Source organism: Sphingobacterium sp. MAE (genome assembly GCF_056711605.1).
This window is the reverse complement of sequence record NZ_CM160044.1, coordinates 1624603-1648441: the sequence shown is the minus strand read 5'-3', so window position 1 is coordinate 1648441 and position 23839 is coordinate 1624603. Positions and strand designations below refer to the sequence as shown.

Below are 23839 nucleotides of genomic sequence, written 5' to 3'. Positions count from 1 at the left end.
GGTATAAAAATCTTAATCTTTAATTTCTGATAGTTCAAAGCGAACTTGCTGCAACGGATAATCTTGAGAGTCTGTTTTCACTTTACTGATTTTTAAAATCACATCCAAACCTTCGTAAATTTCTCCAAACACGGTGAAATCATGATCTAATCGAGGCTGCCCCCCAATTTTTAAATAAGTTGAACGCTGATCAGCTGTATACTTAATATTCTTTTTCAATTCCAAAGCATCAAGTTCACTTGCTGTTATCTTTTTACCAACTACAAAATAGATTTGGTTCAGGAAAGATGCCTTTTCTGAATTACCATCTCTTCCTGCCCCCAAAGCTCCAACTTTGTGAAATGCGCTTTCGTTAAATTCTGGAGCAAGACGTGGTTTTTGCTTTGTTGGATCTGCAGCCTCACGCTTTTCAATATCAATATCATGCTCTCCCCCCTGCACCACAAAATCCGAAATAATGCGATTGAACAAAGCATCTTTATAAACTTTTGCCTCAATAGATTTTAAGATAAGATCACGATGTTCGGGGGTATAATCATATAAAAGAACTTTAAAGTTTCCGTAATCCGTTTGAAATAATAAACGATGTGTTTGACTTTTTCCAACTAATACAACGAACAAACATAAAAGTAAGAGTATGAATTTTTTCATAAAATAAAATTTGAATGAAGGTAATTCATTTTTTAATAAATATAAAACAACACTCCAAATATTAAAGGCAACTTCATCAATCCTACTATTTAGATACCTTATTTGAAACCATCGTATCATTACAAAAGCCAAGAACTGCCCACCTTCATTCACTTTTTATACCCGCATGAGATATTACCATTTATGACATCAAAATTTTAAGATAATTATGATTGAAAAAAGCATAATTATGCGTTAACTTAATAGTTGATAAACCGAAATAAGTTATCCATTTTTTTATGAAAAAGATGTAAACAATAACTTCACATAAGATAATATAAAAATTTGAAAAACAAATTTATTGTATTTATAATTATGAAATTCGCAATGCTATTTTTAATTAAATTACGCTAACTTATATGACCCATGTATTTTTTATAAATCTTTTGCTCTCCAATATGATAAATACTAAAAATAATAGCAATAAAAATAACGTTGCAATTATAGATACAGATATATGCAAAAACAACTTTAAATAACTGACAATGAATACATAAAAACATTAACACCCACATCAATACTCATTAGCCTTAGTTATGATATAAATTAAAGTAGAGCTTTTAAGTTTGTGACAGGACTATTAAGGACACAAATCAGGCATATAGCTGATTCATCTTTCAAAAAAACATCTTCAACTAGATATTAGAATCAAATTTGATTCCGATATTCCAGAGTATATTGTTGCAACAGATGGAATAAAATTTACATTATAAAACACTACAAAACAGATGTAAAGCATAAAATATATAAACCTTTAGTTTTATCATAAAATTTATCATTTAACTTATTTTTTTCAAAAACTGTAAATAATCATCCTTTCTAGTCTTGCATGGCTCATTAAAGAAACGATATAATTTAATGACCTAAGTATGCGGCCTATCACCTACAAAAGTCCAAGCTACATGTCACGTGATCTCAGCAATTCAACTCAACAATTTTAAGGCCCTATGTAAGCTTATCTTTTCACTTCGAACACCAGAGTAAGCCTTTAGGTAAATAATACGATATATCGCCTTATTTACACCTTAATTCAAAAAAGATAAATAGAGGAGTTGACTTAAGATGTTATTAAGCTCACATTACGAATAACTTCTATTTTAGATTTTGATTTCATTTAACCTACATTGATGGACATTTCGAATGATAAAAAATTGTAAAATTAAACTGAAATATCCTTCAAAAAAATTTTCATGATCACTGAGCTCAAACTATCCAAAACATCGTAAATACAAATAAAATACTCAATTACAAACACATACAATCAATATATAAACTAAAATATGATATAAGACAACCATTAATCAATAACATTGAAAAATAAATCCTATCTGCCTACTGCTAACCTGTGATATATTGAGGCAACAGCTACCTCTTCAAAAAATATGTGATAAATAAGAATTTTAAATTGTTCTCACTACCTAGATCCCTCCCCCCCCCTTCCTTGCTGACATCAAACATAAAAGATAGGACACAAAAAAAGACAAGACCTAATCTAGACCTTGTCTTTGATGATGTGTTGAACCATGCCTACTATACCAATATCCGTCATCTTCTTAAAAACAGACGAGACTGTTTGTTTAAAGAGATATCACTTTCATTGATGATCTTTGTCCGCTTTATCAGCAAGATGAGCTACAGTAACGAACGGCAACTTTTGAATGAGCAGAATCACCACCAAAAGGGGGATTCAATTTTTTAATAGATACATCGATTGTTTTCGCAAAAGAAAATTTTGCATGGATAGCTTTCAAAATTTCATGAGCCGCCGACTCCAAAAGTTTACGTTTAGGTTTCATCACCTGATGGATAATTTGATATAAGATCTCGTAATTAACAGTCTTATCTAAATTTTCATGATCATCGATTCCTGCATCAAAGCTTACTACAGCATGTACCAAAAATTCATTTCCTAAGATCTGCTCTTCCTCGTAAAATCCTATGGGAGCGAATACACGAACATCTTCCAAAGAAACGGTTTGCAATATTTTCATACTACAAACCTATATTTTTATTCTGAATAATGCGAGATATGAACGCATTAAAAAAGCTTAAAGATTAATTATGATGGCAAGTAACCTTGTTGAGCATGCTCATTGAAAGATTTTATAGCAAAACCAGAGCACCGTGTGTCATCACTTATTCTAATGAACAGAAACCAATTCTACTTCAAATATTAATACTGCATTTCCACCAATTTCTTTTGAAACACTCAATTCACCATACCCTAGCGAAGCTGGAATAAACAACCGCCATTTACTACCTTCCTTCATCAATTGCAAGGCTTCGGTCCAACCAGCGATGACCTCGTTAACAGGAAACGAAGCAGGCTTTTTACGTTTCTCTGTAGAATCAAAGATAATACCGTTGATGAGCCGGCCTTCGTAAAAGCATTTGACACTATTGGTCAATTTTGGGCTTTTACCTGTTCCTTCCACAATGATTTCATACTGCAAACCCGACGGTAAACTAATAACTGTATCCCGCAGCGCATTTTCCTTAAGAAACACTTCGCCCTCAATTAAATTTTTTTTAGCCTCTAAGCGTAACTTTTTCAAATATCCTGTTGCGTTAGCCATATATTTTTCTTTCAAAATTATAGAATTTGTTTTATACACAATAATATTTTAAAGCTATATAACACAGATTCATTCTTTATCATAATTTTACACTAGTTCAGATGATCTCCTCCCCCATTCCTATACCTTCTCCGTTCTTGAGCATTTATATCTAAACTCAAAAAAATAGCAAGTATCCGCTACTCATTTATCATCCAATCGAAAACAACAGAAACCGGCCAATGATCCGATAACGGTTCTCCCAATTTATCTACAAACTTTTCGCGTTCCACTTCATATTTTTTTGGCATCAAAGTGATCTGTTCATTGCTTCTAAACATGATTTTATCAATCGATTCGGATTCATTATCGATATCCATAATATCCATACATAAAAATAAAGGATCTATCGTAGGCATCACATCATCACGCTCGAGCATTATCCAGCTATCTTGCAAATGCGTCTTAACCATAAATTCTTCTAGATTGTCTTCTGAAAAAGCAAAATGGGAATTGAAATCTCCGGCGACTATGATAGCTTTTCCAACGGAATGTTTATTGATATAATTTGCCAACTGAAGATAATTTGCTCTTCTAGCTTTTGCAGCCCTAGGGTGATCCTGTGAATTGGCATGAATATTATAAAAATCAACCGCAACGCCCAAAGCAAGATGCATCGTACAATGACTAAAGCCCTTTGGAGTCAATCGATCAGAACCGGTCCTATTCTGCCATTCGACCCGCTTAAAATTGGTGATCGGATATTTAGACAAACTATCCAGTCCATCACCAAATATAGCTAATCCCATACTGATCGTACGATAAGGATGCAAATTACCGCTTTGGTACAAATAATAGTTATAATTAAAGTCCTCTTGAATATGGGCGACATCAAAATCATTCACGAGCGACCCAATATGTGCAATACTAGAAGACCGATCTGTTTTAGCAGATGAGATTACTTGAGGAAGTCCCGCGATATTATAGGTAATAACAGAAAAATTGCCCGATTTAGCATCGAGCAATTCATATTCTTTTTCTTCGATAAAAACACGGACTCTTCTTCTTGTCAAAGATTTCCATACTTCTAGTATGTATTGAAAAAACATAAGTGCTTATAACTAGTCTATTGATCTATGACAAATATAGAATGCTTATATTAAATTACAATAATCCTATAATTAAACTTCCATCAATCATTTATAACGCCGAATCAATCGCATCCCACAATTTAATTCTCTTTTCTAAGGCTAATTTAGAAACTTCTTCAACTTGCTTCCACTTCGAAGCATCATCACCACAGAGTTCCATAATCATCTTCATCGCCAGCGGCCCATGTTCATCACCATCCAACTCGATATGTCTCTCAAAGTAGTACAATAGTTTTTCTAAATTAGAGTCTGGAAAATTGAGCTGGATCTCTTTCAGTATCGATGAAAACATATCGGGAATCAAATCTTCGCGACCAAATGTGAATGCTGCAGCGATCTCATGTGCGCTACCATTTTCGATAACATCAAAAGTAAATGCCAAAAACTCTTTTATATTGGGGTGCAAAGCACTATCTTCGATCACCTGCAATACAGCGGAACCTGCATATACCTGTTCCAAAAATTGATTAATTTCATGGCTATCCCCTCCCAGCGCATGCAACGCATCAAGATACATCTCAAAGTGACTTAATCTTCTACCGTCGATATACTCATCCGATTCCTCAGCAACAACAATTTCATTAATTAAATATCTCGTGTTGGGAAATTTTGAAGGATACCATGGAGTAGTTGTACAGGTTAGTTTTTGTTGCAATGCCTTTAATAGCGACATAAAATCCCAAACTGCATAGATATGTCCCTGCATAAAAACCTGCAGATCTTCAATAGTTTTTATTTTAGAATAAAGAGGATGGACAAGGAGTTGATTTCTTTCGACCGCAATATAGGCATTAACGTTTTTAATGTGTTCCATTTCTAATGATTTGAACGCAAAAATAGGTTCTCAAAATGAGAACTCTTCAGTTTTAAAAAAAATTGACTTCCTATTTACATACGTTACTTAAAAATAGAAAAGCTTGAAGTGGGGAACCTCAAGCTTATCGTTAGCCATATATTAACCTATTTTATGAAAAGTATTTGTAATTAAAACGACCGCATTTTTGAATTATTGTGCTTCGTTCTATTTTTTTTTAAAAATTATTTTTTAAATCTCATTTTAAAAATAATTTATGCTCTTACAGATCCCTTTGCGAGCACATGCTTTTGTTATATAACGTGATATGTGACCGTTTATTATTTGTTTAAAATAAATAATGCAATATGCAAGTTACTTTAAACTTCTCCCGTATATTTATTGTTATAGCATTGTCACATACATTAAAGCACCATCAATATGGCAGATTTCAATTTAGAAGATTTCGTAAACATTTTAAACAACAAAGAGGTTTTTCAATACTTAATCGATCAAAAGGTAATTAAGGAAAAAAAGTTTTTAGAAACATATGAATATGAAAAAGAATTACATGAGTTACAAATTGAGCTCACGTCAATTCAAAATAAAGTCATTAAAGAAAACAAACGTATCCTGATTATTTTCGAAGGAAGGGATGCGGCAGGCAAAGGTGGTACTATAGAAAGGTTAGTTGAATATTTAAATCCTAAAAAACTACGTGTAGTGAGTCTACCCAAGCCTACAGCAGAAGAATCCACCCAATGGTATTTTCAACGTTACTTCAAGCAGCTGCCCAATGCCGGCGAGATCGTATTCTTCGACAGAAGCTGGTACAATCGAGCAGTAGTCGAGCCCGTTTTTGAATTTTGCACCCAAGAACAGCACAACCTGTTTTTAAAACAAGTCAATGAAGTCGAAGAGCTGTTGATACAAGACGGTATTATCTTAATCAAATTCTTCTTAACCATCTCTAAAGAAGAGCAAGCTAAAAGATTGGAGGAAAGAAAAACTGATGTCCTTAAACAATGGAAAATTGGACCGCTAGACCAACAAGCTCAGGAAAAATGGAATGATTACACCAGCTATATCAAAACATTATTTAAATCTACTGGAACAAAGCTGTCACCATGGATTGAAATTGAAACAGATAATAAGAAAAAAGCCCGTCTAGAAGCCTTTAAGATTATTATCAACCAAATCTCAGATCAAAAAGGAGAAAAATTAGAAGATTTTGTTAAAATCCACAACTAAGATCCGTTCATGGAAAAGAGCATTTTATTGCTGCTCTTTTCCACTAATTGACCCTTCCACACCGATTACTTTAATCACCTTATCACCTAATCCTGTTATATCAGACTTTAGTCCAACCATGACAGTCATAATATTGATGGGTGTTTCTTGAATTTTATTAAAGGAATGCAGATAGCCGATTTCCAAACCGAGGAAAAAACCATTGAAACGATAGTCAGCACCAACACCTAATTTACCAGAAAAAGAAAATTTCTTCTGGTTTTCAATTTTAGCAATATTATTCATCGCATCCACCTTTACCCTAGGTTCGGTCAGCAAACCCACGCCGGGACCTGCATAAGCATAAGCATTCAATTTTTTCAGTTGCTTACGAATGCCTCCTGCCAATGAAAAAGTGTAAAAATTAGCATTTGCATCCTCGATCTTAAAAGGATATTGATTATCCTGAATTTTTTGATCATAATCAAAAGACAATGTATATAAAGCAGGATAAAGATAATATTTAGGATTTTTTAAAGAAATGTCCAATCCTAAACTACCAGAGAATTTTGGTGATAAAACCTCTTTAGTCTTACCCAACGGAAAGCCCATACCTGTCCCTCCAAAATAGTAAACCTTACGATAATGTAAAGTATCGACACCAGATTGAGCAAAAACAGAGCAACACAAAAACAGACAAAAAATAGTCGTTAAAATTCTCTTCATAAAAAATGAATCTATTATTGCAAAACAATAATAGGATCGAAAAGTTTTGTACAAGCTTAAATATATTAAAAATAATTTTTTGATTGCGGACCCTGGCTAAACAATAAATCCACAATACTTAAGTCTGGATAAAAGCCATTCTTCTCTTCAAAAACCTGATAATAAGGTTTAGGATTTAATAGAAGGCTTTCTTTCTTAGGATGAATACGATCTCTAAAATCCAACGCATCGGGCACTGCTTTAAAATACTCATCTGTAAAAGACAATTCACGTTTCAATTTTAATGACTTTAATAAAAGTTCTAATTGAGCAATATTGAAATCAAATAAAAAGTCAAACTTTTTCGTGTAAAATTGAGCAAAATCATCCTCGTAATATTCAAAATAGGCAGAATTTCGATAGGCCGCCTGCAGGCTTAACCAATGCAACCTTTGCCAATCAAATTCATAAGAAATTCGTTTTTCAGACATTGGAGAACGTTCTCTTTTACTATGCTGAATAGGTACAATCAATTCCTGTATACCATTCGCAGTCGCAATACGTGCTCTTGATCGATAGGTTTGTTTTTGGAAATTATCGAACTTCTCAATCAAAATAGGCAACGCATTTTGTTGAATACAATGAAAATAAGAAACTGGGGGTAAGTAGCAAGTCGTTAATAATAAATGAGTTGACATAAAAATCGTTGAATTTTACTTTATCTAGGGCAAAAATAACTTAAATTAGGGATATTTGCAGTTAAGATTTACAATAGTTACAAAGTATACATGAAACAAAAAGCACTATCAGCACTTTTATATCTCTTCGCTTTGCTGCCGTTTTGGTTCATCTATCTTTTATCTGATATTTTATACTATATCTTATATTATATTATTCAATATCGTAAAGATGTCGTATTTGAAAACCTTAAAAACTCTTTTCCAGAAAAAAGTAAAAGTGAAATCGTCACGATAGCCAAGAAATTTTACCGTTTTTTTCCAGATCTGCTTTTAGAATGTCTAAAATTTAAGACCATCAGCCGTGCAGAAGTTAACCGGAGAATTACACTTGAAGATGAACACGAATTAAAAAGACATCTCGAACAAAATAAAACAGTCATCGCCGTTACCGCCCATTATTGCAATTGGGAATATGGAATCCATCGCTTAGGTGCTATCACAGAAGCACCCACCCTCATCGTATACAAACCACTCAATAATAAAATCATTGATCAGGTCTACAATGAAGTTCGTGCTCGATTTGGAGCTATTATGGTACCCATGAAACAAATCGTGAGACATTTGGTTAAACTAAGAGGTCAGCCAAGTGTGAGTGTTTTTGTTGCAGATCAAGCCCCATTATATTCGGACGCTGATTATTTTTTGCAATTCCTAAATCAAGAAACTCTTGTCTACACGGGTGTCGAGCGCATTTCTAAAATGACTAATGGACCTGTTGTATTTTGCCATATTGGAAGAAAAGAAAAAAGAGGATATTATTTTTGTAAATTCACAACATTAATTGAAGATCCATCTTCATATTCAGATAAGGAAATTACTCATATTCACAATGCTTTTACGGAAAAAATCATCCGTAAAGAACCCGAGTATTGGCTTTGGACCCACAGAAGATGGAAAAGAAAACGTAGAAAATGAAAAATTACCCTAAAGTAGCTGTAGTTATTTTAAATTGGAACGGGAGATTTTTCTTAGAAAAATTTTTACCTTCCGTATATAACAGCAGTTATCCAAATATTGAATTTATAATCGGAGACAATGCATCTACAGATGACTCATTATCATTTGTTCGTGCTTCATACCCAAAAATTACCATACTAGAAAACACCGAAAACTATGGTTTTGCAGGTGGATATAACCACATTCTATCACGTGTTGACGCAGATTATTTTGTTCTGCTCAATTCTGATGTAGAGGTGACCACAAATTGGATCGAACCTGTTATTGACATGTTGGAACGAGATGACAAGTTGGTTGCGGCACAACCTAAAATACTTGCCTTCCATAATAAAGCAAAATTTGAACATGCAGGAGCTGCAGGAGGATATCTCGATCGTTTTGGATTCCCTTTTTGCTGCGGTCGTATCATGGATAAGGTAGAATATGATTTGGGTCAATATGATGAAGCCAAAGAAATATTCTGGGCATCAGGAGCGGCTTTATTCATAAAGAGCCATGCCTGGAAAGAAGCAAAGGGACTAGATGAAGATTTTTTTGCGCATATGGAAGAAATAGATCTGTGCTGGCGCTTGAAAAAAATGGGGTATCGTATCGGATATTGCCCAGAATCAACAGTTTACCACGTCGGTGGCGGAACCTTAAATGCGAGCAACCCTCAAAAAACGTATTTAAATTTCAGAAATAATCTATATATGCTCCAAAAAAACCTACCGATTGGTCAGGTATTTACAACCATATTTATAAGAATCTGGTTTGATTTTATTGCATTATTAAAATTTCTTTTTGACAGAAAGTTTAAAGATGCTTGGGCAGTGAGCCGGGCTCATCAATCTTTCTTCCTTAATTTTTTCAAAAACGCTAAAAAAAGAAACAACCATACCGGAATAGAAAATAAGACCGGTCAATATAAAAAATCAATAATCACTGATTATTATTTAGATAAGAAGCAAAAATTTTCAGACTTAGATCAAGATTGCTTTTTTTAAACGTCTTTATTTACAGCAAATAAAAACGCATAAAAATGCAGCTCTTATTCATAGCTGCATTTTTTATTAATTTCTATTCGCAAATTGATTAAACGTACTTTTTATTTGTAAATTCGCAACATGTCATCCATGGATATTGAACAAAAAATAACTGCACTAACGCAGGAGCTCAACCACTATAACTATCAGTATTATGTGTTGGCGCAAAGCCTGATTTCAGATTATGATTTCGATCAAAAATTAAAGGAGCTTCAAACATTAGAATTACAATACCCTGAATTTGCTGATCCCAACTCACCTACGCAACGAGTAGGTGGAGATGTAACTTCTAAATTTGAAACAGTCAGACATCGTTGGCCGATGCTGTCACTAGGTAATACCTATAATCAAGATGATCTTCGTGATTTTGATCAAAGGGTACGCAAGATAATAGGTGACAACTTTGAATACATCTGTGAGTTAAAATTTGATGGCCTATCTATAAGCCTTACTTATCAACAAGGTAAACTTGTTAAAGCTGTAACTCGTGGAGATGGTACACAAGGAGACTTAGTGACCAACAACATCAAAACAATTAGAAGTATCCCTATCCACTTAAAAAAAGGTCACTATCCCGAAGAGTTCGAAATAAGGGGTGAAATCTTTATGCATAAAAATGCCTTTTTAAGATTAAATGCCGAAAGAGAAGAAAACGAAGAACAAACCTATGCCAATCCGCGTAATTTTGCTGCAGGAACAATTAAATTACAAGACTCCGCAGAAGTAGCTAGAAGACCTTTAGACTGTTTCTTATACTTTTTGTACTGTGACAATAGAAACAAGCTATTTCACAACCATTGGGAAAGCCTTCAAGCTGTAAAAGAATGGGGATTTCACGTTTGTGAACATACACTAAAATGTCAATCGTTAGATGATGTTTTTGGTTTTATTGATTATTGGGATGAAAAAAGACACGATCTAAGTTATGAAATCGATGGTATTGTAATTAAGGTAAATGACTATGGCGCACAAGAAGAATTAGGTTTTACCGCTAAAAATCCACGTTGGGCGATTTCATATAAATTCAAAGCAGAGCGTGTAGAAACACAGTTGACATCCATCAGTTACCAAGTCGGACGTACTGGAGCAGTTACTCCCGTTGCCAATTTAAAACCTGTAAGTTTAGCTGGTACCACAGTTAAAAGAGCTTCTTTGCATAATGCCAATGAAATCGCAAGACTTGATCTCCATGAGGGTGATACTGTTTTTGTCGAAAAAGGAGGTGAAATTATCCCCAAGATCATTGCGGCAAATGAAGACAAAAGACTTCCAAATGCTCCAGCGTATGTTTATCCAACACATTGTCCAGAATGTCACACAGAACTCATCCGCCAAGAAGGCGAAGCTGTTCATTATTGCCCCAATGAAGATGGATGCCCCCCTCAGATTATTGGAAAAATGCAACATTTTATCGGTCGCAAAATGATGGATATAGAAGGACTTGGTGATGAAACAATAGAAACGTTTTATAAAAAAGGAATTCTCAAAAATGTTGTTGATATCTATGGGCTAAAAGACCATGTAGATCAATTACAGCAATTAGATCGTTTCGGACAGAAGTCCATTGACAATATGCTGAAAGGGATCGAGAAATCCAAAGAGAAACCATTTGAAAAATTACTTTTTGCATTAGGGATTCGACACGTCGGAGAAACAATAGCTAAAAAATTAGCACAACATTTCAAGACCATCGATGCCATTAAAGCCGCCTCAGTTGAAGAAATCGCGATGGTGCAAGATATAGGGATCCGAATTGCAGCAAGTATACATGAATACTTACACATCCCAGCGCATGAAGAGTTAATCGCAAAACTAAAATCTTATGGTTTACAGTTTGAAATTGAAGAGAAAGAAGTAATTTTGGATAGTGAAACTTTGGTCGGCCAAACATTTCTCATATCTGGCGTATTTATAAATCACACGAGAGAACAACTCACCGAGCTTATTGAAAGCAATGGTGGCAAAATGGTATCGAGCATTTCAGCAAAATTAAGTTATCTCGTAGCAGGCGACAAAATGGGTCCCTCAAAATTAGCAAAAGCAGAAAAACTAAATATTAAGATGATCAATGAAGATGAATTATTAGCTTTGATCAACAATACAACAAGTATATAAATTAAATATTAATCTTTACAAACAACACAATGAACGAGCTTCATGGAGCTGGTGTAGCATTAGTTACACCTTTCAACGCAGATGGAACAGTTGATTTTGATTCTTTAGCACAGCTAATTGATTATCAGATCGACTCAGGTATGAATTATTTAGTCTCTTTAGGTACTACTGGCGAAGTAGCCACTCTTACCAAAGAAGAACGAAAGCGTATCTGGGATTTCACTGTCAAACAGGTGAATGCGCGCGTGCCATTGGTTGCGGGTATTGGTGGAAATAATACAGCTGAAATAGTAGAGCAGATCAAAAACTTTGATCCAGCTGGATTTTGTGCTATTTTATCAGTTTCTCCTTATTATAACAAACCCGTACAAGAAGGGATCTATCAGCACTACAAAGCGATAGCTGAGGCATCTCATCTACCCATCATCTTATATAATGTACCAGGACGTACAGGAAGCAATATGACTCCAGCGACAACAATACGTCTGGCAAAAGATTTTAAAAATATAGTAGCAACAAAAGAAGCTTCTGGCAATTTTGCTCAATTTAACGAGATCTTGAGAGACAAGCCTGAAGACTTCTTATTAATATCTGGTGACGATCCTGCCACCTTGCCAATGATGGCTTTAGGAGCGGTAGGTATTATTTCCGTTGTTGGAAATGCCTATCCTGCGCAAGTATCAAAATTAGCAGCTTTATGTACAGCTGGCAACTATGCAGAAGCAAGAGCGATTCACAATTCCCTTTTGGAAATAACAGATTTATGTTTTGTAGAAGGAAATCCTTGTGGAGTTAAATATATTTTACAAGAAATAGGCATCGGTCAAGATCACGTACGTTTACCTTTAATACCAGTATCTGCCAATACGCAAGCTGCTATACAGGTAGAAATGCTAAAATTGAAATAAAATAGAAAAGTAATCATTGTATATTTAAAATCTATTAATTATCTTTGCACTTCCGTAAGTACGGAGAAAAAAATTAATAAACATAATTATTTAACAAAATGCAACAGTACGAATCTGTAATCGTTCTTACCCCGTTGCTTTCTGAAGATGCTGCGAAAGAAGTAATCGCAAAATTCAAAAACATCTTAGCAGAAGGCGGAGCCGAAATTGTCGCTGAAGACAATTGGGGTTTGAAAAAATTAGCGTATCCAATCCAGAAAAAAACAACTGGGTTTTATCACTTAACTGAATTCAAGGCTCCAGGAGAATTAATCAATAAATTAGAGGTTGAATACAAACGTGATGAGCGTATTATGCGTTTCTTAACTATTGCTTTAGACAAACATGCTAAAGCGTATAGCGAGAAAAAACGTAGCGGTGCATTCAACAAAAAAGCGGAAACTAAAACTGAGGAGGGATCAAACTAATGGCTAACGAAAATATCCAATACGTAACTGCCCCTAAAGTAGAGGACAATCGTAAAAAATATTGCCGTTTCAAAAAGAATGGTATCAAATACATCGATTATAAAGATGCTAATTTCTTGATGAAATTCGTAAATGATCAAGGTAAAATCTTACCTCGTCGTTTAACTGGTACATCGTTGAAATTCCAACGTAAAGTAGCTCAAGCTGTAAAACGTGCTCGTCACATCGGTTTGTTGCCTTACTTAGCTGATTCATTAAAATAAGGAGGACTAGAGAACATGGAAGTTATTTTAAAACAAGATATCAAAGGCTTAGGTGAGCAAAATGATGTCGTAAATGTAAAGCCAGGTTACGGTCGTAATTATTTAATCCCACAAGGATTTGCTATTCAAGCGACTGTATCAGCAAAGAAAGTTTTAGCTGAAAACATTAAACAAGCTCAGTTCAAACAAGATAAAATTAAAAAAGACGCTACTGAATTAGCTGCTAAATTGGAAACTATCAAGTTATCAATCGGTGCTAAAGCTGGTGAAACTGGTAAAATCTTTGGTAAAGTAAACAGCATTCAAATTGCTGATGCTTTAAAAGCTAAAGGTTTTGATGTTGACCGTCGTCGTATTACTTTCGAAGTAGAACCTAAAGAAATTGGTGAATACTTGGCAAACTTAAACTTACACAAAGAAGTGAAAGTTCAAGTTCCTTTCGAAGTAGTTGCTGAATAATAGATATTCGGTATAACATATACAAAAGGAGATAATTTCGATTATCTCCTTTTTTTATGACATCATATGCATACGGGCATATAGAAGGATATGATATGAAAGAGGGTAAATCAAGACTAGTTGATTTACCCTCTTTTTTAATTATCTACAACTGCATGTCCCTATTTTATATATCGATACCATTCAATACATACAATTTCACCTATTTCAGTCTCAGATCGATTGACTTATACGCAGTGTGCATCGATATCCCATTATTTTCATATAACCTATCCAACCACGACCATGTATTGACATGCTATCACTTATTTCCAATATCTACCATAACCGATTTCTTGCAGAAATTCAAACAGCATGATAATATCGTGTTAAAATCCTAGATGTTATCCCTAAAAAAGCGATGAGATCATGTGATTACAATTTTAACATAATTCCTGCTGCACCGCCACCAAACAATTTAGAGTTGTTTTTATCCCCACCCCAAATCTTCCATAATGATTTACCTGCCTGCGTTACCGGACTGTCTTCTTTGCTAACGTAATTAAAACTAGGTGCTACAAATAAAGATAAGTTTTTACTTAAACGTAGCTCTGGAATCATTCTAAAACTAGAATGACTATTGGACAAAAGCTTAAAATTATGAGTAAGCTGATTACGATTTGAAATTTCAGCACGCAACATAAATTTATTGCCATGTAAAAGGACTGCACCAATACCCGCTTCAAAACCATATTTCGCAATATGATCGTCAGCTAAAGCTACATTTACTCCCAAAACACTATATACTATACGCCCTCCTGATCTAAACTGTACTGCCAGATATTCATCTTGATCGATAGATAAGGAAAGACTCTTCTCTCCATTTTTGATGAAGTTTAATAAGCCAATTGGATAATCACTACTATCTGCCATATTGACCACAGCAGCCAATTGGATTCCTTTGACTTTTTTTGCACGATTTGCAATCCCTGCAACTTGATTCGTGACCACACCTTTGCTGTAATTAAATCCGGCAGTCAACTGTGTTGCGCCAGCACCTTCTTTGATCAGATTACCAATTCCACCGATCTGTACTCCTTTCACTGTATCCGCTTTATTCACCCCTCCTGCTAGTTGGACTCCTTGAACGTCACCAAACACTTGATTAGATAATCCAGCGATCTGCACCCCTTTTACTCGGCCTCCGACCACATTAAAACCTCCCGCCACCTGCAATCCCTCCATGTCGTATTGATTGAGATTGAAAACCCCACCTATTTCCACTCCCTTTACGCCAGCAGTTGATCCTCCAAGGATATTCATCGAAAATTTATTGACAATCTGCGAACGAATAAAACCATGTGAACTTAATCCGGGTGTCATCGAAATCTGATAAGGACTATATAGGAAGAGCCCCCCGAGATTCATATTTTGAATACTTTGCGCAGGAGATAAAAATACTCTTCCAAAAAAAGATTGATAAAGCCCCTTGTGCTCTTCATATCCTGAAAAGTAACCATATCGACGCTTTTTATGATCGACCTTTGCATCGATCGGAAAAATAACCATCACACTTGTATCACGAAACATTTCTTTACTCACGTTGACAGCGATCAAACTGCTTTTTTTCTTAATATCAAGTTCAAAATAACCATTGTGATCTGTTAAAGTAGAAAGTAGAGCATCTCGGTCAAAAATACTTGCATCAGAAATAGGCCTATTTGTTCTGATATTTTTGATATAACCCATGATCACTACTTTATTTTTGTCGTGAGTCTGTACTTCAAAATCTACAGACATGCGCTGTGGGGTATATTGTACGATAATATGTTTCCCCAATTCTTTAAAACTATATTCCTTCCCTAAAATATAATCGAGATAACCAAATAAATTACCCTGATATGCCGCAAGATGAAGTGTACTATCCATCTGGAGGATATTGCTATTAAACGAGAATAAGATTCCTTGTTTTTCTTGTAAGACCTGAAAAACCTGACCAACTGTGGTGCTTGGAAAAGCAGGCATTTGGATATCAGCAGCAAGTTGCTGCTGCCCGTATCCTTTAAAAAAACTAAATAAAACCAAGAGTAATGAAAGGTGTTTAAATCTTGTAAAAGAAAGTAGGGTATAAATATGATGGATAAGTTTTATCAAAAACATGATTATCTAGTTATATGAATAATGGAATCTTTAATAATGACTTTACTTTTAAAAGTATCTGCAATAACCTTCAAAATATCATTTAAACTATTTTGTTTAAAAGTCGCCGTCAATAAAAGTTTTTTATCCGCTGCAACATCAATGACTATTTTTTGCTCATAAGCTTTACTTAATAACTCCACCACACGTTCCAAGCTTGTATTTTCAAATATAAACTCGCGATCTACATAATATTTATAAAATTGATCTGGCACCTGTTTAACAGAAACTGTAGTTGTGTCGTTGTCTTTCACAGTAATCATTTCTTTAGGATGTAGATATATTTCATGATTGTTGTAAGAAACTTTCACCAAGCCCGTCGCTACAATAACCTCAGTGGCATCTACATGACGACGCACATTAAAACTAGTCCCCAATACCGTAATCTTACTTTTACCAGAAGCGATCACAAAAGGATGTGCCCGATCTTTCAATACTTGAAAAAACACCTCACCTTGCTCTAATTTGACACTACGTGCTGCATTCATCCACGTACTAGAATATGCGAGTTTCGAATTTTTATTAAGTGTGACTGTCGATCCATCGGGCAATGTATTTTTAAGTACTGATGTGGTACTATAGAGATTTTGCTCCTGTCTATTACTTTTATCAAAGTAATAAAATCCCAAAGAACACATCAACAGGACTGCCGCTGCCGCCCACCAATTCCATCCAATGTCGACCGTTTTCCTGTCCCGAGTATCATTCCGATCAGCAGATCTATTGGCTCTAGCAGCTCTAAACTTTGCCCAAGCTTGATCAACATCTACTTCTGGAGCTTCAAGCGCTTGAGGTAGGCTATCCCACATTTGTTTCATTTTTAAATATTCAGCATGATTGCGGCTATCTTGTCCCAACCACTGTTGAATAATCTTATTTTCTTCTTCATTGGTTTCTCCAATGATGTATTTTTCTAACAATTCCTTATTCATATAATATAGATGATATAGAAAACAATCACAGTTAAATAATCTATCAATTCAATACGTAAATGTCGAAGAGCTTTGCTCATATGGCCTTCAACTGTTTTTATGGAAAGATCCAGTGTATCGGCAATATCTTTATATTTCATTTCCTGAAAACGACTCAGCTCAAATACAATACGGCTCTTTTCTGGAAGTCCAGCTAATGCTAACTGCAGCTTTTGATCAAGATCTTTTGCACTTTGATCTACAGCTGGCACGACATCCTGTCGGCTCAGTTGATAAGATTGGTAAGTCAACTTTCTTTGTTCCTTTTTTAGCAAATTCATACTTTCATTATAAACCGCACGATATAAATAGGCTTTTATTGAAGTATGCACCTCCTGTTCCCACTCTTTTTCCCATAAACGCAAAAAAACTTGCTGGACAATTTCTTCAGCACTTTCACTATCCCTCACGTATCGAAATGCCGAACGGTGCAATTCCTGATAATACGTACGAAACAGTTGCTCAAATTTTTTTTCTTTATTTTCTGACATGGATTTTATTTTCCGCACTCATTAAACGATCTACTGTATTATATATGACAATCAAAACGACCTATACCCTTACCTGAATTTCATTTTTTTCTACCCGATCAAATTTAAAACATATTACACCATAATATTTTAAAATTTATCAAGGGTATGTCCATACTTGGTTGTCATAAAAGAAAGACGAATAATTAATCGACACAAATACAAACAATTTAGAAAAATGAAAACAACATTAAAAACTGCCCTTTTGGGATTGACATTATTAGGATTAGGTACAATAGCAAATGCGCAGGAAGTGACCTATGGAATTCAAGTTGGAAGTAATTATCATATGACATCATTTGGTAATCATTCCATTAAAGATAATAATGGAAAAGTTGGTTTTTCAGTAGCTGGATTTGCACGCATTGGAAATCAATTATTCTTTCAACCAGGTGTTGGAGCCAGCTTATTACGTAAAAACTATACATTAGATAAGAGTGTGAAGACATTAAAATTTTATCAAATAAATTTACCACTTCAGGTGGGATACAAATTAATCGATCAGGAAGATTTCAACCTTCGGGCGATGTTAGGTCCTCAATTAAATTATGATCTCAAAACGGTTAAATCAACAGGCACCGCGGATTACAAGAAATTTTCTTTCGATGGAAGAGTAGGATTAGGTATCGACATTAGTCGATTGACAGTGGACGCTTATTACACCCACGGATTGAGCAGTGTTGATAAAACACTAGATGCCAAAAACAGGACAGTAGGAATTATGGTCGGCTACAAATTCTAATCTTTTGCATGGATATACCACGGGCTTCATTCAAAAAAGTAGTGCTCGTGGTATCTCTAAATATGGACATCTTAAGATCGTTTAAACTCAAAAGCAATAAGACAACTAAACTATTGGATTAATTTCCTCTTCGGACGGTACCTCAACTTTTCTGGCGAGCTCATTTACTTTTATCAAAATAGACTCTACGATTACATCCGCATTTTCGATCCAATCTAAAGTCCAAATACGGAAAATATTCCATCCTAAGCTCTCCAGCATCTTGGGCAATACCAGTTCTCGATCATTCGTAGTTTCAGCATCAAAATAATTGGTTCCATCTAAAAGAATCGATAAAATATAACGGTTTGGAAATTCTGGATGAACAATACCTAGGTCAACTTTAAAATCTGATGTTCCTATATTCTCATTAACCACCAATCCTTCAGCTCGTAATCTACTTGCCACGTTATGACTTAAATTTATGTGGTTATCCTCAGCTTTTATCAGACTTGCATCAAGTGGCAAATGTCCCTTTTCTGCAAAGGCTAAGAAGTTTTTCAGACCGGCGACCCCTTCCGAAGCTGTACGGTTTAAATTAATCTGGTCTGATCGAAGCGTTGCAAACACTTTCATTTCCTCACGAGCTCTTGTTACAGCGACATTAAGTCTCCTCCATCCACCCTCACGATTTAAAGGTCCAAAATTCATACTGAGCTGACCTTTATCATCCGGTCCATAACCAATAGAAAACAAGATCACATCACGCTCATCTCCCTGCACATTTTCCAAATTCTTGATGAAGATCGGTTCATCTCTTTCTACTGCCCATGATTCCAGCTGCGCATCCTTTCGATATAACTCATTGAGTTTATCTTCAATTAAACTCTGTTGCACCTGACTAAAAGTGACGATACCGATACTTTGTTTACGTGTCCTTTCATTTCGAAGTCGTTTTGCGATATCATCCACGATAGCCTGTGCTTCAAATTTATTTTGACGACTTTTACCCTTATCATAGTACCCTTCTACATACTGATAAGTAACTCGGCTATTTAAATCATCTGCCGATGGGAATGTTAATAGTTTATTGTCATAATAATGTGCGTTGCTAAAAGCAATTAAACTTTCATGCTTACTCCGATAATGACGCAACAGATACTTCGATGGAAAAGATAAAGAAAGGCAATCATCCAAAATACTTTCCAAATCCTCAATTTCTATATTTTCCTCATCGACTTTATTGCTCATAAAAAATGATGTCGGCGGCATCTGTTTTGGATCTCCCACGATCACGGCATGTTTGGCACGTGCAAGAGAACTTACAGCTTCACAAGTCGGCAATTGCGAGGCCTCATCAAAAATTAATAAATCAAATTGCTCCGGATTTACTTCAAAATACTGCGCAACGGATATTGGACTCATCAACATACAAGGAGCCAATCGAGGTAAAAGAGTAGGCATCTGATCAAATAATCTTCTGATACTTAATCCCCTTCCCCTATTTTTGATAGCACGCTGTAGCACGGCTATTTCAGAACCTTGAGCAGCCTCCTGTACCGCATTTGGCAAGTCCTTGTTTAGCCGTAACAACAATTCCTTTTTTGTCAATTCAGTGAAGCTTTCAGCAATTTGTTTATACTTCGAAATTTTATCCTCAAATAATCGAACATTGAACATATTTAATGCTTCATGAGAAGCGATTACTTGATCCGCCAGATTATAGTGAATGATATAATCAAAATGCTCAACCAAATGTTCTTGCTGGATATCATCATTTTCATAACAAGCTACCAACCATCCTAAGTCTAGTCCTATCGCCCTTTCCTTGGTTTTAGAATAGTTAGTCCAATTTTTAATGGTATCAATATGTGTGACTATGCCGGTCATTTTTTTCCTTATTTCAGTCAACCAATCGATTTCAATAGGATAAGATCGGACATCCAATTGGGTTTCATTTTGAAATTGGTGGATATGACCAAGTAAGGTCTGCCATGCTGCTAAAACATGGCGTAGATCTTGGTTGGGTACCAATTGCTTGATATCGGTTTTCGAATGCGCTATCCATTGCGAGAGAACTTCTTCCAAAGGAGAAGTTAATAAGGGCCCCAACAATTCGTTTAATGCTTGTAAGCCTTCGACTTGTTTTCGGATATCACTCAAATCTGTTTCCTCTTCTAAATAAGAATTTGATAATGCTTGACGGACGAAATCATATTCTCTTGATTTGACAACTTCAGTAATTTGTTGGTAAGCATTGACTTCGTTAAAAAATTGATCTAATGCAGCATCTTCATTTAAAAGCTTACTGCTGTAAGTAGATAATCCTTTTTTCACTTGTCTCTTTTTTAACCACTTTGGAAAAAACCAAGTTTGTTTTGCTGCATTCCAGATTGATTCTAAAGCCGTTAGATTCGCATCCAACACACTTTTATGGGCATTACTTAATAAAATACGCCGTTTAATTTGAAAATTTTCAAAATCAAGCATCCATTTCTGTAGCTTTTCTTGCTGTGGCTGATTAAGGATCAGCCGCCAAAGCGACAAACCCGTTTCTGGCAACTGTGCTAATGAATTTACAAATTGATTAAACTGATTAAAGTCTGACCACGAAAATACTTGGATCGGGATACCAAGAGTTTCAATGACACGCCGCATTACGAGCTCATATTCTTCACAGCTTTGTTTCAATTGAAGAGATGAAGATGCTACCTGTTGTTGAATTGCCGGCGAATAATTAGTAAGCGCAATTCCCTTAAATGGATTATGACTAGGCTTGGTTATGATCTGTGACACAGAATATAAGTCGATAACCAAATCTTTCCATGATCGCCACTTTTCATTAGTTAGGGTATCAAAAATTGTTTTTGGCAAATCAATTTTACCAAAATTATAGGATTCTAATGTTGTAATTGCAATAATACTATCATACAAAGTCCAACCGATGGTCTGTTGTGCATGCAGTTGTTCGATATATACTTGAAGTTCTCTTTTGGCATTTATCAAATGATTAGCCTCTTCATTAAAATCAAAATTACCCAATATCTTCGGCAGATCTAAGGTTTCAGCAAGCTGCGCAAGGACATCTGATTTCTTGGCTTTGTTAGAGTGAAGCTCCAAACAGAAATTTGATAACCCGATAGTCGCCAGTCGTTTATATACAACATCCAAAGCAGCTTTTTTTGCCGCTACAAAAAGTACCTTTTTTCCTTGAAATAGGGCATTAGCAATGATGTTGGTAATGGTCTGCGACTTTCCTGTACCTGGAGGTCCATGTAGCACAAAACTTTTATTTTCACTTGAAGCATATATCGCTGCTAACTGCGAAACATCTGTTGCAATAGGTAATGCTAAAGCCGCGGGATGAATATTATCAAAATCTAATGTATTTTCTTCATTATTGACATTAATCCGCAATTGACCATCGATCAGACTCTGCACAATTGTACTTTGTGCAATCTGCTCAGATTGATGTGCAATATCATTCCAAAGAATCAATTTATTAAACGAGAAATTACCTAAAACCACTTGATCAGCAATATCCCAACCTCTTAATCCCATAATCGCTCTGCGTATGTGTGCGATTACCTGCGTGACATCAATACCTTTGTTGTCTCTCGGAAGTTCTTCCAGATCACTTAAATCAAGTTCATATTCTTGCCTGAGAAATTCCAACAATGTGATATTAATCATCGCCTCTTCTTCCCGGCTACGAAGTATAAATTTGCTATTGATAGAGCGACGGGTCAACTCTACAGGAATCAAGATAATTGGTGCAGACCTGACTTGACTAGGAGTCTTCTTATCCCTCCACTTCAAGAGCCCAATAGCCAAATAAAGTGTACTCGATCCATTTTCCTCAATAGATAATTTGGCGTTTCGATAGATATGGGTGAGGATAGTATCCAAATCCTCACTGTGGTAGTAAGAGATCAAACGATTATGGGCCAATTCCTCCTGAGCTAGCTGATATGCAGGAGATGAAGCATGCAGTGTTTCATTCAAGATACTATACTGTTTTAACAGCGGAGCATTTGCACTTGCGCTAATCGAAAAGCTCTTCCCTTCCACTAACAGATCTTCCAGATCATGAATATTAACATCCATGATCTGTAACATATTTTTTGTCATGCGCAGATTCAGTAAATTGTTGCGCAACGACAGATCCAATAGTTTCCTTTCCCAGATTTTTTGTTTACTGATGGATTTATTCCCGTTTAATTCTTTTTCAGCGTAGATCTTACCAATCTCAATCTTTTCATCTTTTAAAGCAGCATTTCTTACGATTAGATCAGAAAGTTCGCTCATGCTAGCGTCCAACTTGAGAGGGAGAGGTTTAATACCACTAGCTCGGGCTCTTTTGATATCAATAGATAAAACAAAATCATCCTTTTCGACAAGGTTTGCTTCAGCGAGATCAATCGCTTCATTGAAACTGATATCGGTACCTTTACAAACACTGGTCGACTCGATAACGACTATTTCACTTATTCCTTTAGCAAAACGTTTGGTTATAGCCGTTTTATCTTCATTGATAATTTCGGAAAATTTATCATTATGAAGCCAACAACCCACAAAAGCATGTCCTTTCGTTACAATTATAATGGGATTTAGATCTATAGCCTCCAGACAAGCAGCGTACAATAAACTGATATCAATACAATTACCGAAACGCTTACTGGCAATCACATCAAGTAAACGCAAACGTTGCCCCCGTTCCTCATAACTTGGAGGCAGAGCACTGTACACGATCTGTTCAGACTGTATTGCTTTATATATCGCCCGCATCATTTCCAGTATGCGCACAGGATCTTCATATTGGTATCCTTCAAATTTAACGGGCAGATTTTGCTCTTCTAGATAGGTTATTGCTTTATTCTTTATATTATAAATATAAGAATGGTTGGGTGTTACATAAGAAGCTAATAGTTCAGGAAGTGCATTAAAACCTCCAAAGAACGACATAGGATGCAATTCTATTTCGACCCTTTCCTCCGTCAATAAATTTTCATCTTGATAAATCCGAATATAATATAAACTGCGTTCAATCTCACTTAATTGAATAAAATAAGCAGGTTTAATCATGATCTTATCTGTCGGTATTTTAACCGATAAACCCACAGGTAAATATGCGAGTTGGTAGGAATAACGCTCCATCCAGGGTTCATCTGTATCAATATCAATACGAATTTTCTCTAAAATTTGATCGCTTTCAGAAGAAATCATCAGGTTGCTTAAAAAAGTAATCTGATTTTGATACATGGAAAGATTCAGGAAATTTGCTGTCTCTTTTTCTATATGAATCTGTTTAATATTTTCCATTCGCAATTTTAACTTATTAACTAAGATAAAAAAGATAAACAATAGTTCAAATATCTTCT

General features: G+C 35.3%; 20 protein-coding genes. 9 read left to right on the top strand and 11 right to left on the bottom strand.

The window, feature by feature from the left end:
- Nucleotides 1-12: 12 nt before the first annotated feature.
- From AC06G9_RS06895 to AC06G9_RS06875, 5 genes are all read right to left on the bottom strand, one after another.
- Nucleotides 13-651, bottom strand: a complete 639-nt coding sequence (locus tag AC06G9_RS06895) for a peptidylprolyl isomerase (RefSeq protein WP_045752225.1) — start codon at nt 649-651, stop codon at nt 13-15.
- Nucleotides 652-2309: 1658 nt separating this feature from the next.
- Nucleotides 2310-2681 (bottom strand): dihydroneopterin aldolase, encoded by a 372-nt coding sequence (gene folB, locus AC06G9_RS06890; protein WP_248754280.1) that lies wholly within the window; start codon nt 2679-2681, stop codon nt 2310-2312.
- 150 nt (nt 2682-2831) lie between these two features.
- Nucleotides 2832-3266: a BamJ family beta-barrel-assembly machinery protein gene (gene bamJ, locus AC06G9_RS06885; protein WP_480957775.1), complete on the bottom strand. Its 435-nt coding sequence runs from the start codon at nt 3264-3266 to the stop codon at nt 2832-2834.
- A gap of 179 nt (nt 3267-3445) precedes the next feature.
- Nucleotides 3446-4354, bottom strand: coding sequence for an endonuclease/exonuclease/phosphatase family protein (locus AC06G9_RS06880; protein ID WP_248754282.1), 909 nt, complete (start codon nt 4352-4354; stop codon nt 3446-3448).
- A gap of 91 nt (nt 4355-4445) precedes the next feature.
- The gene (locus AC06G9_RS06875; protein WP_248754283.1) at nt 4446-5210 is read right to left on the bottom strand and encodes a DUF3050 domain-containing protein; all 765 of its coding nucleotides are present in this window, start codon (nt 5208-5210) and stop codon (nt 4446-4448) included.
- Nucleotides 5211-5630: 420 nt separating this feature from the next.
- Between AC06G9_RS06875 and ppk2 the strand changes: the two genes are divergently transcribed.
- Complete coding sequence (gene ppk2, locus AC06G9_RS06870; protein ID WP_480957774.1) at nt 5631-6440, top strand: polyphosphate kinase 2; 810 nt, start codon at nt 5631-5633, stop codon at nt 6438-6440.
- Nucleotides 6441-6464: 24 nt separating this feature from the next.
- Here ppk2 and AC06G9_RS06865 read toward each other — a convergent pair whose 3' ends face one another.
- Nucleotides 6465-7145 carry an outer membrane beta-barrel protein gene (locus AC06G9_RS06865; RefSeq protein WP_045756176.1) on the bottom strand — a complete coding sequence of 227 codons (681 nt, stop codon included), beginning with the start codon at nt 7143-7145 and terminating at the stop codon, nt 6465-6467.
- Nucleotides 7146-7210: 65 nt separating this feature from the next.
- Complete coding sequence (locus AC06G9_RS06860) at nt 7211-7822, bottom strand: WbqC family protein (RefSeq protein WP_346569032.1); 612 nt, start codon at nt 7820-7822, stop codon at nt 7211-7213.
- Between the two features lie 90 nt (nt 7823-7912).
- On the opposite strand from AC06G9_RS06860, the gene AC06G9_RS06855 reads away from it, so the two are divergent.
- The 7 genes from AC06G9_RS06855 to rplI all read left to right on the top strand — a co-directional run bounded on the left by AC06G9_RS06855 (nt 7913) and on the right by rplI (nt 14058).
- Nucleotides 7913-8779: a lysophospholipid acyltransferase family protein gene (locus AC06G9_RS06855; protein WP_094773550.1), complete on the top strand. Its 867-nt coding sequence runs from the start codon at nt 7913-7915 to the stop codon at nt 8777-8779.
- Nucleotides 8776-9807 (top strand): glycosyltransferase family 2 protein, encoded by a 1032-nt coding sequence (locus AC06G9_RS06850; protein WP_045756173.1) that lies wholly within the window; start codon nt 8776-8778, stop codon nt 9805-9807. Before AC06G9_RS06855 ends, AC06G9_RS06850 begins: the two co-directional genes overlap by 4 nt.
- 120 nt (nt 9808-9927) lie before the next feature.
- Nucleotides 9928-11961, top strand: coding sequence for an NAD-dependent DNA ligase LigA (gene ligA / locus AC06G9_RS06845; protein WP_094773549.1), 2034 nt, complete (start codon nt 9928-9930; stop codon nt 11959-11961).
- A gap of 29 nt (nt 11962-11990) precedes the next feature.
- Entirely contained in the window at nt 11991-12869 is an 879-nt protein-coding gene (gene dapA, locus AC06G9_RS06840) for a 4-hydroxy-tetrahydrodipicolinate synthase (protein WP_480957773.1), read from the top strand.
- 98 nt (nt 12870-12967) lie between these two features.
- Complete coding sequence (rpsF, locus tag AC06G9_RS06835; protein ID WP_045754298.1) at nt 12968-13336, top strand: 30S ribosomal protein S6; 369 nt, start codon at nt 12968-12970, stop codon at nt 13334-13336.
- Complete coding sequence (gene rpsR / locus AC06G9_RS06830; protein ID WP_021191490.1) at nt 13336-13599, top strand: 30S ribosomal protein S18; 264 nt, start codon at nt 13336-13338, stop codon at nt 13597-13599. The genes rpsF and rpsR overlap by 1 nt, the downstream gene beginning before the upstream one ends.
- 15 nt (nt 13600-13614) lie before the next feature.
- Complete coding sequence (rplI, locus tag AC06G9_RS06825) at nt 13615-14058, top strand: 50S ribosomal protein L9 (RefSeq protein WP_045754297.1); 444 nt, start codon at nt 13615-13617, stop codon at nt 14056-14058.
- Nucleotides 14059-14472: 414 nt separating this feature from the next.
- Here rplI and AC06G9_RS06820 read toward each other — a convergent pair whose 3' ends face one another.
- From AC06G9_RS06820 to AC06G9_RS06810, 3 genes are read right to left on the bottom strand one after another with little or no spacing between them, the layout of a single operon-like run.
- Nucleotides 14473-16197 (bottom strand): hypothetical protein, encoded by a 1725-nt coding sequence (locus AC06G9_RS06820; protein WP_480957772.1) that lies wholly within the window; start codon nt 16195-16197, stop codon nt 14473-14475.
- Nucleotides 16198-16199: 2 nt separating this feature from the next.
- Nucleotides 16200-17168, bottom strand: coding sequence for a FecR domain-containing protein (locus AC06G9_RS06815; RefSeq protein ID WP_480957771.1), 969 nt, complete (start codon nt 17166-17168; stop codon nt 16200-16202).
- Nucleotides 17165-17698 (bottom strand): RNA polymerase sigma-70 factor, encoded by a 534-nt coding sequence (locus AC06G9_RS06810; RefSeq protein WP_045754294.1) that lies wholly within the window; start codon nt 17696-17698, stop codon nt 17165-17167. Before AC06G9_RS06810 ends, AC06G9_RS06815 begins: the two co-directional genes overlap by 4 nt.
- A 217-nt stretch (nt 17699-17915) precedes the next feature.
- Between AC06G9_RS06810 and AC06G9_RS06805 the strand changes: the two genes are divergently transcribed.
- A complete protein-coding gene (locus tag AC06G9_RS06805) occupies nt 17916-18479 on the top strand; it encodes a porin family protein (RefSeq protein WP_480957770.1) in 564 nt (187 codons plus the stop codon).
- 105 nt (nt 18480-18584) lie between these two features.
- Here AC06G9_RS06805 and AC06G9_RS06800 read toward each other — a convergent pair whose 3' ends face one another.
- Nucleotides 18585-23780, bottom strand: coding sequence for a DUF4011 domain-containing protein (locus tag AC06G9_RS06800; RefSeq protein WP_480957769.1), 5196 nt, complete (start codon nt 23778-23780; stop codon nt 18585-18587).
- Between the last annotated feature and the right edge of the window lie 59 nt (nt 23781-23839).

What these genes read in the sequence shown, in the direction of transcription:
- bamJ (WP_480957775.1), bottom strand. Translation starts at nt 3,266, where the DNA reads ATGGCTAACGCAACAGGATATTTGAAAAAGTTACGCTTAGAGGCTAAA.
- dapA (WP_480957773.1), top strand. Translation starts at nt 11,991, where the DNA reads ATGAACGAGCTTCATGGAGCTGGTGTAGCATTAGTTACACCTTTCAAC.
- AC06G9_RS06800 (WP_480957769.1), bottom strand. Translation starts at nt 23,780, where the DNA reads ATGGAAAATATTAAACAGATTCATATAGAAAAAGAGACAGCAAATTTC.
- AC06G9_RS06880 (WP_248754282.1), bottom strand. Translation starts at nt 4,354, where the DNA reads ATGTTTTTTCAATACATACTAGAAGTATGGAAATCTTTGACAAGAAGA.
- ppk2 (WP_480957774.1), top strand. Translation starts at nt 5,631, where the DNA reads ATGGCAGATTTCAATTTAGAAGATTTCGTAAACATTTTAAACAACAAA.
- AC06G9_RS06860 (WP_346569032.1), bottom strand. Translation starts at nt 7,822, where the DNA reads ATGTCAACTCATTTATTATTAACGACTTGCTACTTACCCCCAGTTTCT.
- AC06G9_RS06810 (WP_045754294.1), bottom strand. Translation starts at nt 17,698, where the DNA reads ATGTCAGAAAATAAAGAAAAAAAATTTGAGCAACTGTTTCGTACGTAT.
- folB (WP_248754280.1), bottom strand. Translation starts at nt 2,681, where the DNA reads ATGAAAATATTGCAAACCGTTTCTTTGGAAGATGTTCGTGTATTCGCT.
- AC06G9_RS06895 (WP_045752225.1), bottom strand. Translation starts at nt 651, where the DNA reads ATGAAAAAATTCATACTCTTACTTTTATGTTTGTTCGTTGTATTAGTT.
- AC06G9_RS06850 (WP_045756173.1), top strand. Translation starts at nt 8,776, where the DNA reads ATGAAAAATTACCCTAAAGTAGCTGTAGTTATTTTAAATTGGAACGGG.
- rpsR (WP_021191490.1), top strand. Translation starts at nt 13,336, where the DNA reads ATGGCTAACGAAAATATCCAATACGTAACTGCCCCTAAAGTAGAGGAC.
- rpsF (WP_045754298.1), top strand. Translation starts at nt 12,968, where the DNA reads ATGCAACAGTACGAATCTGTAATCGTTCTTACCCCGTTGCTTTCTGAA.
- rplI (WP_045754297.1), top strand. Translation starts at nt 13,615, where the DNA reads ATGGAAGTTATTTTAAAACAAGATATCAAAGGCTTAGGTGAGCAAAAT.
- AC06G9_RS06805 (WP_480957770.1), top strand. Translation starts at nt 17,916, where the DNA reads ATGAAAACAACATTAAAAACTGCCCTTTTGGGATTGACATTATTAGGA.
- ligA (WP_094773549.1), top strand. Translation starts at nt 9,928, where the DNA reads ATGTCATCCATGGATATTGAACAAAAAATAACTGCACTAACGCAGGAG.
- AC06G9_RS06865 (WP_045756176.1), bottom strand. Translation starts at nt 7,145, where the DNA reads ATGAAGAGAATTTTAACGACTATTTTTTGTCTGTTTTTGTGTTGCTCT.
- AC06G9_RS06820 (WP_480957772.1), bottom strand. Translation starts at nt 16,197, where the DNA reads ATGTTTTTGATAAAACTTATCCATCATATTTATACCCTACTTTCTTTT.
- AC06G9_RS06815 (WP_480957771.1), bottom strand. Translation starts at nt 17,168, where the DNA reads ATGAATAAGGAATTGTTAGAAAAATACATCATTGGAGAAACCAATGAA.
- AC06G9_RS06875 (WP_248754283.1), bottom strand. Translation starts at nt 5,210, where the DNA reads ATGGAACACATTAAAAACGTTAATGCCTATATTGCGGTCGAAAGAAAT.
- AC06G9_RS06855 (WP_094773550.1), top strand. Translation starts at nt 7,913, where the DNA reads ATGAAACAAAAAGCACTATCAGCACTTTTATATCTCTTCGCTTTGCTG.